At 49.7% G+C, this 18,848-nt stretch carries 17 protein-coding genes and 2 pseudogenes; 16 read left to right on the top strand and 3 right to left on the bottom strand.

Going from position 1 to position 18,848, the window contains the following annotated elements; translation table 11 throughout:
* Positions 1-266 precede the first annotated feature (266 nt).
* A complete protein-coding gene (locus tag GN112_RS06160; RefSeq protein WP_155309423.1) occupies positions 267-479 on the top strand; it encodes a dodecin family protein in 213 nt (70 codons plus the stop codon).
* Between the two features lie 535 nt (positions 480-1,014).
* Here GN112_RS06160 and GN112_RS33935 read toward each other — a convergent pair.
* Both GN112_RS33935 and GN112_RS33930 read right to left on the bottom strand, forming a co-directional pair.
* On the bottom strand, positions 1,015-1,266 hold the full coding sequence (locus tag GN112_RS33935; RefSeq protein WP_197743469.1) for an HU family DNA-binding protein: 252 nt from the start codon (positions 1,264-1,266) through the stop codon (positions 1,015-1,017).
* A gap of 39 nt (positions 1,267-1,305) precedes the next feature.
* A pseudogene (locus GN112_RS33930) lies at positions 1,306-1,575 on the bottom strand (HU family DNA-binding protein); the annotation flags it as partial.
* Positions 1,576-2,170: 595 nt separating this feature from the next.
* Here GN112_RS33930 and GN112_RS06150 point away from each other — a divergent pair.
* The 10 genes and pseudogenes from GN112_RS06150 to GN112_RS06105 all read left to right on the top strand — a co-directional run bounded on the left by GN112_RS06150 (position 2,171) and on the right by GN112_RS06105 (position 11,187).
* Entirely contained in the window at positions 2,171-3,094 is a 924-nt protein-coding gene (locus GN112_RS06150) for a hypothetical protein (RefSeq protein ID WP_155309421.1), read from the top strand.
* A 241-nt stretch (positions 3,095-3,335) separates the two neighbouring features.
* The gene (locus GN112_RS06145) at positions 3,336-3,974 is read left to right on the top strand and encodes a hypothetical protein (protein WP_155309420.1); all 639 of its coding nucleotides are present in this window, start codon (positions 3,336-3,338) and stop codon (positions 3,972-3,974) included.
* A 24-nt stretch (positions 3,975-3,998) separates the two neighbouring features.
* Positions 3,999-4,700, top strand: a complete 702-nt coding sequence (locus tag GN112_RS06140) for a single-stranded DNA-binding protein (RefSeq protein ID WP_155309419.1) — start codon at positions 3,999-4,001, stop codon at positions 4,698-4,700.
* Positions 4,701-4,858: 158 nt separating this feature from the next.
* A complete protein-coding gene (locus GN112_RS06135; protein WP_162458807.1) occupies positions 4,859-5,383 on the top strand; it encodes a JAB domain-containing protein in 525 nt (174 codons plus the stop codon).
* Positions 5,384-5,481: 98 nt separating this feature from the next.
* Positions 5,482-6,438, top strand: coding sequence for a hypothetical protein (locus GN112_RS06130; RefSeq protein ID WP_155309417.1), 957 nt, complete (start codon positions 5,482-5,484; stop codon positions 6,436-6,438).
* A gap of 183 nt (positions 6,439-6,621) precedes the next feature.
* The gene (locus GN112_RS06125; RefSeq protein WP_155309416.1) at positions 6,622-6,882 is read left to right on the top strand and encodes a hypothetical protein; all 261 of its coding nucleotides are present in this window, start codon (positions 6,622-6,624) and stop codon (positions 6,880-6,882) included.
* Between the two features lie 656 nt (positions 6,883-7,538).
* Positions 7,539-7,961: a hypothetical protein gene (locus GN112_RS06120; RefSeq protein WP_155309415.1), complete on the top strand. Its 423-nt coding sequence runs from the start codon at positions 7,539-7,541 to the stop codon at positions 7,959-7,961.
* A gap of 81 nt (positions 7,962-8,042) precedes the next feature.
* A complete protein-coding gene (locus GN112_RS06115) occupies positions 8,043-9,377 on the top strand; it encodes a ParB N-terminal domain-containing protein (RefSeq protein WP_155309414.1) in 1,335 nt (444 codons plus the stop codon).
* Between the two features lie 16 nt (positions 9,378-9,393).
* A pseudogene (locus tag GN112_RS35545) lies at positions 9,394-9,744 on the top strand (recombinase family protein); the annotation flags it as partial.
* Between the two features lie 192 nt (positions 9,745-9,936).
* On the top strand, positions 9,937-11,187 hold the full coding sequence (locus tag GN112_RS06105) for a metallophosphoesterase family protein (protein ID WP_155309412.1): 1,251 nt from the start codon (positions 9,937-9,939) through the stop codon (positions 11,185-11,187).
* Here the strand turns inward: GN112_RS06105 and GN112_RS06100 are convergent.
* Positions 11,147-12,466, bottom strand: coding sequence for an IS4 family transposase (locus GN112_RS06100; protein ID WP_155309411.1), 1,320 nt, complete (start codon positions 12,464-12,466; stop codon positions 11,147-11,149). The genes GN112_RS06105 and GN112_RS06100 overlap by 41 nt on opposite strands.
* A gap of 289 nt (positions 12,467-12,755) precedes the next feature.
* Between GN112_RS06100 and GN112_RS06095 the strand changes: the two genes are divergently transcribed.
* The 5 genes from GN112_RS06095 to GN112_RS06075 all read left to right on the top strand — a co-directional run bounded on the left by GN112_RS06095 (position 12,756) and on the right by GN112_RS06075 (position 18,804).
* Positions 12,756-13,937, top strand: coding sequence for a GTPase-associated system all-helical protein GASH (locus tag GN112_RS06095; protein ID WP_155309410.1), 1,182 nt, complete (start codon positions 12,756-12,758; stop codon positions 13,935-13,937).
* Positions 13,934-14,827, top strand: a complete 894-nt coding sequence (locus GN112_RS06090; protein ID WP_155309409.1) for a TRAFAC clade GTPase domain-containing protein — start codon at positions 13,934-13,936, stop codon at positions 14,825-14,827. Before GN112_RS06095 ends, GN112_RS06090 begins: the two co-directional genes overlap by 4 nt.
* Entirely contained in the window at positions 14,817-15,881 is a 1,065-nt protein-coding gene (locus GN112_RS06085; protein ID WP_155309408.1) for a TRAFAC clade GTPase domain-containing protein, read from the top strand. Before GN112_RS06090 ends, GN112_RS06085 begins: the two co-directional genes overlap by 11 nt.
* Positions 15,878-17,947 carry a GAP1-N1 domain-containing protein gene (locus GN112_RS06080; RefSeq protein WP_155309407.1) on the top strand — a complete coding sequence of 690 codons (2,070 nt, stop codon included), beginning with the start codon at positions 15,878-15,880 and terminating at the stop codon, positions 17,945-17,947. Before GN112_RS06085 ends, GN112_RS06080 begins: the two co-directional genes overlap by 4 nt.
* Before the next feature lie 263 nt (positions 17,948-18,210).
* The gene (locus GN112_RS06075; RefSeq protein WP_155309406.1) at positions 18,211-18,804 is read left to right on the top strand and encodes a transposase; all 594 of its coding nucleotides are present in this window, start codon (positions 18,211-18,213) and stop codon (positions 18,802-18,804) included.
* The last annotated feature ends 44 nt before the right edge of the window (positions 18,805-18,848 follow it).

The following is an 18,848-nucleotide window of genomic DNA, read 5'->3' as shown; positions in this document are numbered from 1 at the left end:
CAGAAAGGCCCGATTCGAGGCCGGGCTTTTCTGATCACCAACAAGCTTGATAAACAACAGATGGAACTGGCTTTTGAATAGGACCTGAAACCAAGCCCCAACGGGGCTTTCCCAACGTCAACGCCCCCTTCTAAGGGGGCTTCCTGAGACCACCTGCTATGCAGGTGAAGAGTGTCATTGCTTGACCACGGGACCATCCGTTGAAATGAAAGGTTCGTTTCAGCGGTATTCCGTTTTATTAACCGTAAGCTAACAAGGGGGAAATCATGAGCGAAAGCATTTACAAAGTCATTGAACTGGTGGGAACAAGTCAGACTTCCTGGGAGGAGGCGGCTAAAAACGCAGTGGAAACTGCCTCCAAATCCTTGAAGGATCTGCGGGTGGCGGAAATTACGAAACTGGATATGAAGGTGGAAGATGGCAAGGTAACAGCTTTTCGCGCCCGGGTGGATCTGTCTTTCAAGTATGCGGTGGAATAAACGCAGGCATTAAACAGGCGGAATCGGTGATAAGCCAGTCAGGCCGCCCGGCATAGGGTGGCCTGACCGTGCCTTGCAGTCTTAGGGCCGTGTCCCTTATCCCATGGCCCGGGACATTAGATCGCCCACCATTTTCGAAAAACCGGCCGGGTTGTCCAGCTTGCCGCCCTCGCTGACCACGGCCATATCCAGCAGCAGCTGGCTGTAGTCCTTCAACTCGGGATTGTCCCGGTCGTTTTCAAACAGGGTTTTGATCTTTTTAGTGACTTTGTATGATGTGGATAAACCACAGACCCTTGCGATGGTCCGACATCTATTATGAACAAAGACTATAAGATGATTAGCCATGTAAATAGATGGATGGCTTGGATGTAATCTGCAATTTTTTTGCGACTAATTTTATTGTGGTAACTTGCCATAAAATGAAAAATACAAATAATAGCAGTATGTTAAAGATACGAAATGGAAAGCTGAAGTGATTGCCAACAAGGTGGACCACGCTCATGGCCCACCTTGGATGACAAAATGAAGTCTGCTATGGTAGGTTTTTGCTCGGCTTGAACGTTACCACACTACGCCCTTTGATTTTCATCTTTTCGCCGGTCTGGGGATTACGGCCCATCCGGGTTTTCCTATAAACATTCCGAAAAGTCCCAAATCCGATCAGGGTGACCTTGCTGTTCTTTTTCTTTAGTCCTTTCTTGATGCCATCCAGTGCCGCCTTAGCTGTGGTTTTGGGGATGTCGGCATCCTTGGCGATTTTCTCGATAAGTTCAGCTTTGGTCATGCGGCCTCCTTGGTATTGGTTTGGGGTAATTATTGATCGATCAACACGTTCCTTCAATTCCTTGCCCGGTTTGAAGAAGGGCAATTTCTTCGGAGCAATTTGTACTTGTTCACCCGTTTTAGGGTTGCGCCCGGTGTACGATTTGTATTCCTTGACGAAAATCGAACAGAACCCACGGATTTCGACCCGCTCACCTCTCGCCAGTGCATCTGACATTTCAGTGAAAAACAGGGCCACGACTCTTTCAGCTTCTGTTTTTGATAAACTATTGGTGTCCTTAAGGGCTTGGATCAGTTCGATCTTGTTCATGCGGCAGGCGCTCCTGATTATTTTGCTCTTGAGGATGATAGGGCGTTGATTTTGGCCAAGAATAAACTCAGAAGAACAAATATGTCAATAAAAAAAGTGAGTTATCCAAGATCGTATGGAAAGGGCGGTCTGGTTTTATTCCATCGTGGACTTTCCCGGCGTTTAACAATTTTACCCCCATCCTATTATTAATAATAAAGCCATAGCTCTGTCCCATTTTCAGACGAGTTTCGAAACGGGACACCTTGAAGTCCATATCCCGCCGGTGAAGGCGGGTTCATCGATTTATTTGCTCATAGAATATTTTAATTCTATTGATGCAGCCCGATTATTCGGGACAACGGACACACAAAAACACCTTTGTGGCGCCCGACAGCGGTCAGATAAAACGATTATCCAAAATATCCGCCCCGGATGTTTTTGGATGCCTCATATGCGGTGTTTGCCAGCTTTTGCTCGGGAAGTCGTTTTATCGGTGAAACGGGAATTTGTGAATACCAGAAACATCATACCAACCCGGACAGGGAGAGGCCCTTTTTTCCCTGACGGGGAAAGGTTTTCTCTTCCTGTCCATCAACGACGCAAGGAGGAAACCATGGATCTGAAATCAATCATTCAAAAAAGTCTTCAGCAGCCCAAGGATGAACTCGGAGACCGGTCAACCTATGTCGGTGCTTCGGATCTTGGGTGCGAACGCAAAGGGTGTCTTGAAAAATTGACCCCTTCGCAAAAATCGTTCGAGACCCTGGTCCGTTTCAAGCGCGGTGATCTCGTTGAAAGCATCGTTAAAGAGGCTTTGGAAAACGGCAACATCAACCACGTGTCCCAGCTTGAATCGATTCATCCGGAAAAATCGCACGTAAGAGCCCATCTGGATTTTACATTCACCAATAGAAACGAAATCGGGGTTCTGGAATGCAAGAGCGTATCGTTTATTCCGAAAGAACCCTACGACGGCTGGGAAAAACAGATCTACTACCAGATGGGGCTGCTGGCGCTGAATCACCGTAAAAAGAAAATCAAGGGTGCGGTAATCGCTATGGATCTTCAAACCGGTGACGTCCGCATTTTTAACGGATACAAGCACAACCCCTTGATATTCAGGGAACTGGAGGCCTCGGCCGACCGCATCTGGCAATCGCTGCAAAACAAGGATATCCAAAACCTGAAAACCAACAGGTCCGCCCTCTGCTCGTACTGCCAATACCGTGAAAATTGTCCGGCATTTTTCGTGGACGGTTCATCGGTGGTGGATCTGAGTCCCATCCAGAAGGATGTCGATCGGTACATGGACGCCAAACTTCTCGAAAGGGAGGGTAAATCGCTGTCGTTTCAAGCAAAGGCAAGGATCCAGCGGTTTTTGGGACAATTCAGGACAGGCCGGGCCGGAAAAACCCTTATCGAGGTATCCGAAAGGAAAAAGGAAACCCTTGATTCCAAGGCGTTCAAATCGGCCCATCCGGATCTGTTCGAAAAATTTAAAAAAACCACACCATACACCGTCCTCACGGTTTCATAGTACCATTTTATATAATTGGAAGGTGTCGCCAGCCGACTGTTTTCCATAAGATACCTTTCCCATTCATCCCATCCCGTTGAGAACATCAACCGGAATCGATCCAGTCAAAACGCCGAGCCCTAACGCGCTTTTGCCGCCTTGAGCTTCGGCCGACCGTTTAACAACAACCATCCCATAAGGGAGACACACTCCCTTTATGGGCAAGTTGTCTCCCTTTGGGAAAAACCGAAAGGAGACCATCATGGCAGTCGTTATCAAAGACAAACAGGGTAATGGAAAACATTACGAAACCGTGGCCGAACGCGTCCGCAAGTTTCGCGACAAGTTCCCGGTGGATTCAGGATGGCAGATCGTTCCCGAAATCTCGTTTCCAAAAGAGGATACGGTGCTGTGCAATGCGGCCATCATCAATCCCGAAGGGGTCGTCGTTGCAAAGGGCACGGCTGAAGAGGTCAGATCCGCCGGCTTTGTCAACCGGACATCGGCAGTTGAAAACTGCGAGACCTCGGCGATCGGGCGAGCCCTTTTCTCAGCCGGATTCGGCGGTGGCGAGTTCTGTTCCGCAGATGAGCTATACGCGGCACTGACAAACGGCCGGGAGATCGAAAAAGCCGAAAACAAAGCGTCCGCAAAGACCAACGGAAAGGCTGCCCCAAGGAATCGGAAACCATCCCCCGGCAACCGGAAATCGTCCGACCCCTCCAAGATCGATGATTTCGGTTATTTGGAAGAGATCGGAATCGGTATCAAAATCGACGACGGACATCTTGTGGTGGCCGAAGGAGAAAAGGGCGTGATCTACAGGCACCGCGGGGTTTTAAAAGCCTCCGGCTTCCGGTTCAACGGCGAGACCAAACAGTGGACCCGGCCTTTGCACTAAACCAACAAACAAAAGGAGAAAAACATGAACAAGGCGATTCTGGTTGGAAATCTGGGCAAAGATATCGAGGTTCGTTACACCACCGAGGATCTTGCCATCACCAATCTCGATCTGGCAACAACCGAAAAAATCAAGGACAACTCCCAAACCGAATGGCACCGCATCATCGCCTTCGGCAAGCTTGCCGAAATCTGCGGCTCTCTTTTGAAAAAAGGCGGGCTGGTCTATGTCGAGGGCAAGACAAGGAAAAGGACATGGGAACAAGACGGCGTACCAAGGCACTCCGCGGAAATCATCGCATACAAAATAATTGCGCTGGGATCGGGAGCCAACCTCGGTGTGAACAAGGCCATTTATATCGGTCGCCTGGGTATCGACCCTGAAATCCGTTACACCAAAGATGGTTTGGCGGTCGCCAATTTTTCCCTGGCAACCAATGAGAAAAAAGGAGACGGCTACGAAACCCAATGGCACCGCATCGTTGCCCTTGGCAAATTGGCCGAAAGTTGTCAGCGCTACCTGGAAAAAGGCAGGCAGATTTGCATTGAGGGCCGGCTTCAGACACGAGCATGGAAAAAGGACGGCATCACCCGCTACACCACCGAAGTGATCGCCTCGCACATGGAGATGCTCGATTCGAAAATGGCTGATGCCGGCGCTTTAGAAAATCATATGATTCCGAGCGCATCCATGGAAACCGGCAGTATGGGCGATATCCCCTTTTAATCCCGATGCAAGGTGTGTTGCCGCAAAGGCCCTGAAACCGCATCGCCTGTCCTGACAGAAGCTGCGACCCTATCCAAAAAACAGACCCCGATGAAGGGAGGCCATCTCCCCTCATTGGGAAGATCCCTCCTTTCATGAATTTAAAAGGAGGAAAGCCAGTGAAAAAGAAAGATGCAAACGACCCGGTCAAAAAACATGTCACCTACGCCTACAGAATATCGATGATACGGGACAAGGCCATCCAATACGAAGGGACGATATCAAATGCCGTACTGGGTGCCGATTTGGTTTACAAAACCATCTCCTCGTGCGGTCAGGACGACCGGGAGCAACTGATCATCGTCATGCTCAATGCTCGAAACAAGGTGGTGGGTACCAATGTTATCTCCGTGGGTTCGATCACTTGCTCGCCAACCTTCCTGAGGGAGGTGTTCAAGCCGGCCATCGCGGCCAGCGCTTCGGCGGTGATCATCGGACACAATCACCCCTCGGGCACACTGGACCCGTCCGCCGATGACATGCTCATAACCAAAAAAATCATTGCCGTCGCCAAACTGCTGGACATCACCGTGCACGATCATGTGATCGTCGATATGACCAGCACCAATTACTACAGTTTCAGCGACAGGGGCGTGATGAACAATCTGAAAAATGAAGCCAGGCGCTTTCTGGATCAACTCTAAAAACAGCCAGACATCCACATCAACCCGCAACAGGGGAGCAGGCATGACATGTCCCCTTTGCGGGATCTGCCATGCCCGCTCTTTAAAGGAGAACTGCCATGGCAGCAAAAAAAGCCAGAAAACATGCGAAAAAGATCGACTACAAAGAGAAGATGAAACAAACTCTCCAAACCATCCTGGATCTTCAACACATCGACGAGATCCGGAACTGGTTCAATGGCATCGCAAACCTGATGCTTTTCGGCAGGAACTACTCATCCAACAACCTTCTTCTGGTCCATGCCCAGAAAAGGGAAGCCATTTGGACCGAAGGTTTTTGTGTATGGAAAACCAAATACCGGCGGTTTGTTCAAAAAGGCGAGAAAGGCATTTTGATATTCGCACCGATTCCGGTAAAGACCGAAAAAAGCGAGTCTCGAAAAAAGACGGATGAGCGGATCGATCATGGGGACCAAAATGAGGAACCGTCTTTCGTCTTGTTCAGACCGGTCTATGTGTGGGATTACTCCCAGACCAGAGGCGACCGGGTGGCAAGGATCGAACGGATGCTTGAAAACCGCACCGAAACCAAGAAAAAGGTCTATTCCGCTCAAGGCGAAAATCTTGAAAAGCTTTCGACCGCCATGACCGGCCTGGTTACCGACAGCGGCATCGAAGTCGCCCACAAGGATCTCGGTTCAGCCGGTGGCATGGCCAGGAAAAAGACCATATTCGTAGACAGCGCACTCGATACCGGCGAGGATCTGGATGTCCTGATCCATGAATATGCCCACATCATGCTCGGACACACCGACGGCAATGATAACCGAAGCGACGTTGAACTGGAGGCCGAGCTTACCGTAGGACTGGTCAAAAGCGGTCTGGGCCTCGATATCCAGCCGCAGGCAGCCTACCTGTTCGACTGGAGCCGGGATGCGAGTGACGAAAAAAGAGAAGAAAAATTCATGAAAGCCTTCAATATGTCGCAGCCCTTGGCAAATCAAGTGCTGAACCATCTGGTCGCCGCTGTCGACTCGGATGATGAAATGGAATCGAATACCGACATTGCTGCATGATTAAAAAAAGCCCCGGCTCCGCGCCCTTTTCGGAATCGGGGCTTTTTTGTTTTCCCGGAGGCAGGACGAACCCCCACCAAAAAGGATTTCATTTGCCGGGACAGGCACGGATTGGAATGGTTATATTTTGAATGCATTTCGCTCTTTAAATTGAGGCGTATTGCACTTTAAATATAAGTCTTGATGGAGTTATTTGATATCAACGCTCCAGAAGAGATCGATTCGCTGCAGCAAAAACTCACGGTATCCTATCCCCTGCTTGATCCGATGCTGCCGGACGAAGGAAAATTCATGGCCCGTTGGAAACTTCGGCTCAATGTCACACCGGATGAAATTAAAGCCATTTTAGAGATGTGCCAGATGATTGCCCAACGAAACATCTCATTGCTTTCCAGTCGCCTTGCTGAAATAGATGCATCTTCAGGCCAATCTTCGGCGATATAACCGCACCAACCTGACACCTTGAAGCCAATCATAGGATGTACGCTGTCCGGCTGCTGGTTTTTGAAAGCCCTCCACTGGATAGCATGTCATCATATTGTGCCCCATTGGAACCATGACGCGGCGGCATGAGGGCCGCGCACTGGTTATCAAGAGACCATGTTGAGGCGCCGGCCGATTCCGCCATAACGGATCGGGCTGTTCCGGTGCTCGCTTTCCCCTCCATTCGTCTCCGATACGCATTTTCCCATGAAGCGGCCCGATGTTCCCATGAAACAATCGGAAGATTCCCGTGAAATCCCTCGAAATCGGTTCAGCCGCCTGCAATGGAATCCGCGAAGTCGGCGAACTCATGTGTAATTCTCAACCCGGACATTGAAGCATGAGTACTCGAGCGGTATCCGTGTTTTACCGCAATAAATCGTCCATTGTCCGACGACCTTAACCGTGATGTCCGATGAATAAACAGGCTGTCCGACGCATACCGGGAAAATAATGCAATAAATACAGTCAAATAAATCATTCGATCATCTGCCGCTGTTTTTCAAAGGCCCGATTTTCCCACGTCCCTATATAATATATTAGCACCATCGGACACGTCCGATGGTGGCAATGATAATCCGGCAATATTTTCACGGCATGGCATCGGAAAAAAGAAAATGAAACTCACCGGCAAAATGGAACAATGGATAGAAAGCCGTTTGTGGCATCTGAAAATCGATAACGGCACCATCACAATCCGGCAGATCGTATCCGAACTGACCAGCCTGTTCGGCATCAGCCTCTCACCGGGTTCGCAAAAACAGCTGGAAGCCGAAATCGGCAAAATCCGATCCCGCATTTACAAACGCCACAAGCGGTGGCTCCGTCGCCGGGCGCAATGGGCCGACACATTGGGTGTGCCGGAAAAGATGATCCAGAGATGGTTCCGGGCCGGCTGGATCGATCCCGGCAAGCCGAAAACCATTCGCCTTCTGGCAGGCATAATCTTTGAAAGAGACTATTATCACCGGTTCCTCGAACCCGGGGGCGCCGACGACAAAATACCGGAAGACCCGGACGTCAGCATCACAGGCATGTAGGCAACCCGCTGTAACGATATCCGATATTTCATTAGCAGCAAATACAGCCACCCGCCGGCTCCGGACATAAGGAGAGATTTCGTGCCGATGATACATTTTGAATCAAAGGAAAAAGTCCTCAGACTCGATGAGATTTTCAAAGATGACAGCATTTATCCAAGGGAGCGGACAGACGACAAACGCATCGAATTTTTCAGCGACCTGATAGAAGAGGGCACCCAATTTCCTCCCATTAAGATCGTCAAAAACACATCCGGCAGATACATTCTTATCGACGGATTCCACAGGTACAGCGCCTTCATCAAACTCAAGCGAACCGAGATTACCTGCGACCTTATCGATGCCGCCCCGCAATTGTGGCGCCTGCTTTCGGTGGGTTTCAATTCCGATTCCTCGCAGCCCCTTAAGCCCGGCGAAATCAAAAGGGCCATTCATGACGCCTGGTGCAAGGACCATGTCAGGAACAAGCGGCAGATCGCCGACATGGTCGGATGCAGCGTCCAATGGGTGCGCAAAGTGGTAAAGGGTCTTGCGCAAAAGGAAGAGAGCGAGAAATTGGCCCTGGCCCGAAAGCTAAAGGATGAAGAAAACCTTCCCGTACGTGACATCGCCGAAAGGATTGGCTGGAGCAAAACCAAAACCCACCGCCTGTTAAGCGAAGATTCCAAGACCGAAAACGGCCCGGAAAATAACCCGGCGGATTCAGGGCGGTCATCGAAACAAAACCCCCGTATGGCGGATACTGAAACCCCGCCGCAAACAGAGCCGTCCTTTCAAGATGCCGAAAACGTCATCCGGAATTTTAATCGGTATAACCACGAATGGGAACCCGATCAAAAAGAAACCCTCTATGTATTCGATGGCATCAAAAACAATATTCCGGTTCAAGTCATATCCGATCATATCAACAGGAGTCCGGGCTGGGTCCGCAACACCGCGAGCGTTCTATTGTTTTTCTATCAGAATGATGGAAACTGCTCCGATCAACTGCAAGAAATATCCGACGCCCTCTCCGTGGGTATCGACAGAATACAATCCATCCACTGGTTCTTTATTCATTGGCCGAGCATTCTGCCGGAACGACACCCGCTGTTTCAATGGATATTGTCCAACCCTCCCCGATACCGTGACGACCGGGTGAGTCAATTGATCCGTCTCGAACACCTGCACTGGCACAATGACAGCGAAGATGCCCAGGGATTGGAGAGTGATCAGGATCAACATCGCCTTTTATCTCAATTGTCCGACGACACCTTGTCCCGCTTGAATCGGATAAGCGCCCATTTTGAGGATCTCAAGCGATATCTGCGGAATTATGACATCGATACGGCTTTGGCAAAGGATCTGCTTGAACGGATGAACCTGATCATGATTTTGCAGAACCGCATCCGGGATCATTTGTGTAAATATATTTGAATGAGGCCGAAGCTTTCGTCGTGCTTATCAAATGATCCAAAAGCTCGAAAAGAAAGGAGTGGGGTTTCAATCCCTGACAGAAAAAATTGATACGACCACGGCTGGCGGCCGCTTAATATTTCATCTGTTCGGCGCTCTGGCTGAATTCGAGCGGGATTTGATACTTGAACGGGTTCAAGCCGGCTTGAAGTCCGCCCGAGCGCGGGGGCGCAAAGGCGGGCGGCCACCGATATCTGAGGAAACTAAGGCAATGGCACAAGCCTCAACGGCGGACAAAAGCTTATCTATAAAACGGATCTGCGAACGACTTGTGATAGCCAAAAGCACGCTTTACAAGCATGCTGGTCCGGGGAAACAAAATCCTTAGCATAAATCTCTGTTCCATTGGTTGTTACACCCCCTGGTTGCCGGCCACATTACTATCTGCACAACATACTGTATTCATAAATTTATTGACACGCAAGTGCTATATTGGCATATTCGGCTGCGTAAAAAGCAAACACTTATCTTTGGAGCTCAACGCCACGTCACTGGTACACGAGTGGTGGGGATACAGAGAATGAATGCATTTACGGACAACCGCCTAGTCTTTCTGCATCTTTCCGATATCCACCTGAATGGCGAGGATCTCGGCTCACACCAGGATGTTGACCAAGACATCCGAGAAAAGCTCCTTGAGGATTTAGGATCATCCGACATCGAGCTCTTAGATGGTGTTGACGGTGTCCTTATCACGGGCGACATTGCCTTCAAGGGCGAAGCTGAAGAATATAAAGCGGCAACAAAATGGCTGAAGACCCTTTGCAACAAAGCAAAATGCCGCCACTCCCATGTATGGGTAGTCCCTGGCAATCATGACGTCTGCCAGTCTTCCATCAAGAAGAGTGTTATCATCCAAAGCCTTCACAATACTGTGCGAAAAACGGGACAGCCACAGGAGGGGTTGCGGACACAACTCGCCGACCCCGCCGCCGCACGAGAGTTGTTGAGATCGTTAGAGAATTACAACACGTTCGCCGACCTGTATCGATGCCGCTCATCGCCTAACGAAGTCGCGTGGTCTTCTCGTGTTACGCTGAATGGTGAAGGCGACTCGAGTCCGGCCGAACTTGTTTTGAACGATGGCTCAGAATTAAGGCTTTATGGGTTGAATTCGGCTTTAATCTCCGGTCCAGAAGACAAGGATGTTGGAAAGCCGAATCAGGTAGTTGGACTTAGGCAAGTCCAGCTCCGAGAACACCCCGGTATCGTCAACATGACTCTTTGCCATCATCCTTTTGATTGGCTGATGGATGGCGACGACGTGCAGGATTATTTGCTTGCTCACGCTCGCATCCAGCTTTTCGGCCACAAACATCGGCAACGCGCACGAAAGATAGAGAACAGTCTTGTTGTTGGAGCGGGAGCTCTCCACCCTAATCGTCAAGAAAGCGATTGGGAACCGCGCTATAACGTGATTCAACTTCGAATATTCCACGAAGATAACCGAAAACTCGAAGCTCTCGTGTACGAGCGTGTATGGATGCCAGAAAAGACTGGATTTGGACGCCGGGCTGGCTCGGAAGACTATCCCAAACGGGTGGTTCTCGATCTGCAGGCCTGGGAAAACACCGGGAAAGAGGTAAAGCCGATGACCGCCGAGAATCAATCAACACCACAGGTCGTTGCCGCCGCCCCCATCGCACCGGTTAACGACCGCGACATCAACTACGATTTCCTTGAACTTTCCTATCCTAAACGAATGCGACTGCTCACCCAATGTCATAAAGTTAACGACAAGGCTTGTATTGCATGTGATGTTCACGCTTAGAGACCTTGTGCTCACGCTTAAATTTTCGTCCCGGCCTGATAGGCTCTGTTGCAGCTTTAAATAATTCATGAAGGCTTTGGATCAATTTTAATACAATCTCGGGAGGTCTTTCAAAAAGCAAAAAAAGCGTATCTTTGGATTTTGAAAACATTTGCGTCATGTTTAATTGATAATCGTACTTTTTCTCCATGCTTTCGAGTTCTATATCTGCCTGTGCAGGAGAGGCAAGGATCGTAGCAAGATTTTTTGCGAATACCTTTGCATGAAAGTCTTGATAGACAGACAATTCGGATTCGCCTGAAAAGTTTCCGATTTCAATACGCTCTTTCATAAAAAGGTAATCTGTTTCTACTGGCCAGCGCTTGTGATACAGGTCTTTGAAAATTTCCTTCGGATATTTTCCCTCATCGGTAAGAGAGGTGATCAAAACTTCAATTTCGCCTGAATCAAGTTCTATGCGTATTAGGCGCAAGCGAAGCGGCGCTGTGTCCAAGCCCATTTCCGAGCATTCTTTGATGGATTGATGCGAAGCATTTATGTCAACAATATCCTGATCAAGGCCGGATTCGATGAAGGATTGAACAATTTTCCATCTTTTTGAAATCCTGGCGCAAAAGTTTCCACCTTGAGAGAGAATGAGGTTAAAAACCCAATAAGCTGGATAACCACGGTCCAACAAGAGAAGGTCGTTTGGGAGTAAGTTGAGCATATGATCCCGCAATAGTTCTCTCTCGCCGATGCAGTATGGTTTTATAAAAGCTTCGATGGTAATTTTATTCAAGACATCAAACATTTGTGAAACACGGGCCATGGGGCACGGAGGGCCGTTCTTGGGCTTCATTATGCCGAAATGCTTCCGTATTTCTTCGTATTTGAAAAGCTTTAGAGTCGATCCATCTATCGCAAGCAAATTGAAACCATGCCATGTTTTGACGCTTTTGTAATTGTCATAGAAAAACTCCAGAAGATGGCGGTTGAATTCTATAAAAGTGGACGACTTGAGTTTTTTACGAGCCAAACAAAGCGCCATTTTTGTAACCATTGCAACAGGGACATCCAATCTGAATAGCGCCTTATGAAAGTGGTCCAGTTCATCTTGATATGATCCTTTGATGAAGTTAATGAGATAGAGAAAAAGCGTTTGAAATGGTAATTTTCTGTTTCGTGTAAAATCTTTTTGGGACTTTTTGTGCCGATTGACAAAGTCCTCTGAGTGAAGAATTTTTTTTAGATAATCAACGGTTTTGGCACAGGTTTCGGAAAGCAGTCTCCATGCCAACTTTGCTCTGCTTCTTGAAAGTTTTTGACATTATTTTCTCCTTTTGCAATAGGTAATTCGAGACTGAAATCGGCCACAATGTAACACCATACCGATGTATATTCAATGGTTTATCGCTTTACTTCTTAACTTTATGACATTGACTGCTCACCGAGAAAGATCTCCTTGAAGACGGAGATGCTGACCTCAACCATGGAAATTTGATTGAGGTGGTCATCAAACGCGCGAGAGCGCGAGGGATCTTAGACGAATTTGGTCAGCTCGTCCAACGAGCGAAACAGGAGATGTGATGGCAGATATGAATCCGAAATTCGCAGACTGGTATTCTAAGGTAAGACCGGAGCCTTCGAATGAGCTTCTCACGACCCGGTGGAAGTGTGTGGCTACCCTTCAGAATGAGCTCGATAGTCAACTATCGGCTCGAATCAGCGCATGGGTGTTTGGGGTCTCAAGCGATTCGGACGATGTTCGGGAGATCCTGGAGCAGACGTTTAAAACCGCTGACGCCTCATTTCCCCTAAGCGACAACGAAAACCTTCTTACGGTCCTCGCGGCGTCCTGCCTTGCGGACATACTCGACAAAATTCACCCAGCAGCCAACGTCGTCGCATTGGCATTGCTTTGCGCACGTTGTCGTGGCGCCCGAGACATCGACGGACAAGGCCCCTTAATAGTGGCGCCGGAGGTTTACTTAGCGCAGCAATCCATAAAAGCTCGAGAGAATGCGCACAGTGGAACCGATACACTCCATCGGTTTAGGGGTACACCCGCTATTGAAATACCTGAAGCACCGGATCTTGCAGGGGGGAACGACTGGAATATCGTCCATCAGAATCTCAATTCGGTCAATGCCTATGTCCAAGCCCTGTCGGAATGCGTCAAACAGCTATCTGCCGGTGCCAAAACCTTTCAGCAGGATACCAAGAAGGCCGCGAAACGTTGGAAGACCGCTACAGCGGACTCCAGGGTTCCGGTGCTCCAGGAAGAGACGGAGGTGTTGTGGTGGCTTTTTGCCGAGCATAGCGACTGCGTTGATAAACCGTTCAACGAGATCGCGGAAACCGCTCGGCCTGTGGTTTTTGCAAGGGATCTGGCCAAACGCATCAAGTTGCTTCCGCCTCCTCCAACGAGCGAAGCCATCCTCAAGAAAGCCTTAAAGGCGGCCGGCACGAACCGGGAGGCAGATCAATACAAACTCCCCGATTTGCTCGAGAGCCTCGACCACGATTGGCGCCGGCGACACTTCGCAGCACACGGGGCTGAAATCCGGCTTGAATACAAACTGATGCCAGCCTCCGCGGCTGCTATCGAATGGAATGGCGAGCTCGGCCAAGAGGACCAATGGCTTGCGATCTCGAAAAAGATTGGACTTGACCCAAAGACATCTCTGTCGCTGGCTGATTGGAGCGCACAATTTTTCTACGAGGAGTTGTTGGCTATCGCCCTGAGGCCGGAAGAGGCAAGTGAATGACAGACACGGAAAACGAAATAACCGACGAAGTGCCTGAATGGATTTCGTTGCATACGGGTGACGCTCTGAATGGAGACGGCCTCGAGAACATTGGAGCTGCTCATCCCATGCAGGTTGTAATGTTGTTGGGACCGAAACGCGTGGGCAAAACGACTTTACTTGCAGAGTTTCACAACAGGTTTTTGTGCGGCCCTTTCGCGGGGTTTCTATTCGCCGGCTCGCTCACGCTGCCGGGTTTTGAGCACCGCTGTTACCTATCACGTACAACATCGAGAATGGAGAAACCGGATACCCGTAGGACTCCTCTAGGCAGCGGTGTGCACTACTTCCACCTGGCAGTCCGGGATAGCGCTCTCAATGACCCAATCCGTCATGTTGTCATCGGCGACGCCTCCGGAGAACGATTCCGCACACTGCATATGAACCGGGAAGACGTGCTCTCCATGAAGCCGCTTCTCGCAGCGATGGGCCGTACGGTATTTATGGTTGACGGACGACACCTGGCGAATCCAGTCAAGAAGCAGCAGGCGAGGACCAGGGCGCGAGTCTTGGTTCGCAGTTTGATCGAAACCGAGGTTTTGGGCGCGGACTCAATGATCGACTTCGTGATCTCAAAGTGGGACTATGTTGTCGAGCACCAGATCGAGGACTTTGCCGAAGCTGTGCTCAAAGAGGCTCAGGACTCCTACGCCAGTGCTGTCCGGGAGTTTGCGATTCATCGTGTGTCAGCAAGACCATCTATAGGCAGTAAACTCGAAAAGGGTTTCGGAATGGCTGGCCTTTTTCAGGCGTGGGTCCGCCCCATTCGGACACCACACATCAAGCTGGCAAAGGTGCCGGAAACCTCGCGCTCGTTTCTCAGAAATGTAGGGGGGCAAAATGGAAGTTGATCAGGAACGCTCCCGTCTTTTTATGTTTGGGCTTCCAGAAACTGGCAAAACCACATTCCTTGCGGCACTCTGGCATGTGGTGGAGTCGCCAGAGATCGACGGGGTTTGGAAACTCGACGAGCTGTTCGAGGGCAGCCGTGATTACATCGAAAAGCGTCGGCAAGAATGGATTTCGTACAAGGAAATGAAGCGGACGAAAGTCGACGGGAATGCGATTCGGATGAAATTAAAAGGTCGTGACGGAAGTTTCGCGCAGTTCGAGATGCCAGACCTTTCGGGCGAGACCTTTCGTCAGCAATTTGTCGAACGAGATCTCCGGGAGGGACTTGCGGAGCTCTACCGAAAGGCTACCGGCGCGCTTCTCTTCATTAATCCCAATAAAGTGCAAGACCCGTTTTCCATTCCTTCAGTTGAAACCGTAATCGGTGAATCTTGGGACGACGAAGACGGAGAGGATGATTGGGATGAGGATGATGACGAAAAGGAATCCGAAGTTGAGGATACTGCTGCGGTAGCAATTGATGTTACCGACGAGGACGATAGTAGCAGTGAAGAAGTGACCGGTCCTGACTCGCCTGAAGACAGTGTCAAGCCGGAGGGCGAGACGGCGCCTGTAGATGCAACTCCCGACAGCGAAACCAGCTTCGTCGATGAACCGTCGCAGTTCAATATTTCCAAGTGCTGCACGTCTGTGAAAGTAGCCGAACTTCTGCAATTCTTGCATTCCGTGAGGGGAACGCCGATCCGCCTTGCAGTTGTTGTGGCCGCATTGGATGAGCTTGATGGGACTCCATTCGAGAACCAACCAGTGAAATACATCGAGAAGCATTTCGCACTTGTGCGACAATACCTTCGGGCAAACCCACATGTTTTTGTCACACGCGTTTTCGGCCTGAGTGCTCAAGGCACGAGCTACCAACGGAAGGACCAGCTTAAAGCACTGCAGAATATGGCGAATGCATCGGACCGAATCCGACTTGTTCACGAAGATGGGTCAAAAACGAACGACCTGACGCAGATTCTCGACTGGCTATGCGAGGCGGAAACACGATGAGCCCGCGGAAAGAGATCGCAGTACATCAGGTTCTGCATGGCTATCGCGATGGTCATGAGATGATCGCGAGCTCGATTGAGCTACCGAAGACCGCACGCCGACAAATGCTGGTTCTGAGCGATCTGTCAGGTGACGAGCCGTTGAAAGGCTTCCAGCAATATCTCACGGGCTACCCAGTAGCCGATACTGATTACTTTGCACTTGCTCAAACGTGGTATGCCCACGAAATGAGCCGCCCTGGCTGCGTCTGGACCCATTCTCTTCTAGTCGAAGGTACACAGCTGATAGCGAGTCTGACGCCGGCGAGGTTGCTGTCTCTCTATCGACGGCCGAAAACAAAGGCACAGCCAAGTGTATATTCAAAACCGATCAATATTGAGCTCGGTGAAGAGGATGCAATACAGTTTCAGCAGCCGGAGGACTTAGAGATTGCGGTGATGGCTGCGCTTTATGGGGACCCAAACAGGGAGGTGGTCGTTCCAGGGCGGTCTTCTAAGCCAACGCAGGACGCTATTCTTGCCGTCTGGTGGAGGCAATGGCCTGCCTTGCGCAGTAAATTCCGATTTTGCACGGGCTCGCTTTCGCGTAGGCGAGATGGTGAGCATCAGTTTGATTTGCAGGTAGTACCCTTGAGGGTTGCCTCGCGACTTAAACGTCGTAGGAATTTGGAGAATGTCATCGTTGTGGTTGATCCATCTTCACCAGAGCGGCTTGGGGTTTCGACTGCGGCAATTCGTGATGCCATCCTTGGTGAAGAAAGCGACCAACTTTTTCAAAGGTATGGACAAGATTTGCCAGGCACAAGACGCGCATTCGGTGTTTTCCTTGAGGTTGTGGACGTCCTGAAGAGCTTCAGAGGCTCCTCAGACTCAGCTGATCGGGTTGTTGAGCTTATAGGCACAGCGTTTCCGAGTCCGAAGTCAGCGAAAAAATTGAAGCGTGCAGTGATTGGTCGAGTTGTAAATTCAAGTCAGTTAGACCTTGGGATTGGTGTACTTGAAGAGAGTGCGAAACTGCTAGCGCTCCTGAAAACTGAACAGGTGGAGGCCTTCGATCTCGATGATCTGAAACTCGAATTCCGTCTAGTTGATGCGTTAAATGAGGAGGGGGTGGATCAGTTTGCGATAATCGAAACGGTGATTGAAGGAAAAGGGCTCTCAGCCGTGGGGAGGGAGATTTGCAGTCGCGCTCTGGACAGACTTACCACTAAAAGACTAATCACCTTTCATGCACACAATCGATCACTTGTACGCAGCGTTTTGGCGTCGTCTCCAGAGCGCATGGAAACGACGGATGTCTGGGATGGACCACGGGAATTCCAACGGACGTGCTTGGAGTTAGTGACAGAGCACGGAAGTCCATCCCCAAAAGTTATTCGTGCGATGGTTCAGGCATCTGGATTCTCGTTAGTCTACGAAGTTGGTAAAGGTTTGGATACCTCTACCGTCGACGTTGTTCTTAGTGAACTGAATACATTGGAGGCGGAAGAGAAATACGCTGGTACGATAAAAACGTGGGTGAATGGCCTTCAATCAAAATCAGAAGCCATCGCGCAGTGGCTAGGAGGCGAAGCCAGATCTATTTCTCCCTTGTTGCTCATAGCGCTTTCTGAAAAAATGACGCCGCGTTGGCCCCCGCTTGCCAGCTTGCATTCCGAGGTACTTTTAGGGGCTGTTGAACAGGCTGCTGGCCTACAATCCAGTGCTGTTACAGCGACGCTTGCACTTGTTATTGGCCTTCAGCGTGGTGAGAAGAGCGGCGCCCTGATAGTAGCAAGAACATTCGAGGAGGTGCACCAAAAGCTGATAGAATCGGCGCTACCCTGGTCTGCCTGGCAGTGGCTCGATTCCGAGCTTCCCCGCGATAGATGGACACTGATATTGAATTGGGATCGTGCCGGTCGCCTTCGAAGGGGGCTGGTTAGGGCATTTGTCGAGCACCACGACTGGGACGCCAAAAATTTGGAGGCTACACTCTACAACCCATCCACCAGAAACTTCGTGGTTTCTCTTTGCGAACAAACCAGCAAAGGACGCAGGTTACTGGACCGCGCAGGGCTACGGTAAGGGCTGGGGGATAGATAGAGGGCCACTCCTCAGAAATTCGAGGTACGGAGCCAATTTCTTAATGGTGATATCATCACAGGCAAAACCCTATTTAATGTTTGCTATGGGTCCATTGAATAGCTAGTGTCCATCCGGACTACTAAACGTTTGATATAAATAAAAAAAGCGCATTTTGCGATGGATTTTCCTCACTGTGTGTAGTATAAGGTATTTCCCTAAACACCTAAAATAACTACGCAAACGAGTAAAAGGCCAAACACAAAATGCGCAAGAAACAGCAAAAACAAATGCCTCTGATCGAACCTGCTTCCGGTCACCCTCAGGAAAGGGAACTGGAAATCATCAGCCAAATCATTGATCGTACGCCTACCATTTGTGACTATGTTCTTCAAGATCTCAACGAAGGAAAGGTTCGTAATCGAAATGCCGGGGCACAAGGAATGAGCGCCGAACAATTGCTGCGGGCGGCAGTTGTTAAGCAGCTTTACGCTTTCACTTATGAACAGTTGGCTTTTCATATGGATGATTCTCGGGCTTTGAGCCGGTTTTGTCGGATCGGTATTGCCGATAAAGGATTTGGTAAGTCCGCTCTCAACGCAAACATCAAAAGAATTTCGCCGGATACATGGGAGCGCATCTCTCGGGATTTGTTGGTGCAGGCCAAAGACGAAAACATCGATAAAGGCCGAAAGGCCCGCATCGACTGCACCGTCGTTGAAAGCAATATTCATAAACCTTTCGATTCCATTCAGCTTTTTGATTCCGTAAGGGTATTGACCCGTTTGTTATACAAAGCCCGCGATGAGTTCGGTATCAAGGTTACCTTTACCCCTACAACGTTACTTATTAAGATATAGATTGAATTTTTTACCAAGGTCTGCCATACTACGCAACAACCCCT

The organism is Desulfosarcina ovata subsp. ovata, from assembly GCF_009689005.1.
GTDB lineage: Bacteria > Desulfobacterota > Desulfobacteria > Desulfobacterales > Desulfosarcinaceae > Desulfosarcina > Desulfosarcina ovata.
Note: the sequence above shows the minus strand (reverse complement) of the source record. Positions and strands in the feature narration are given on the sequence as shown.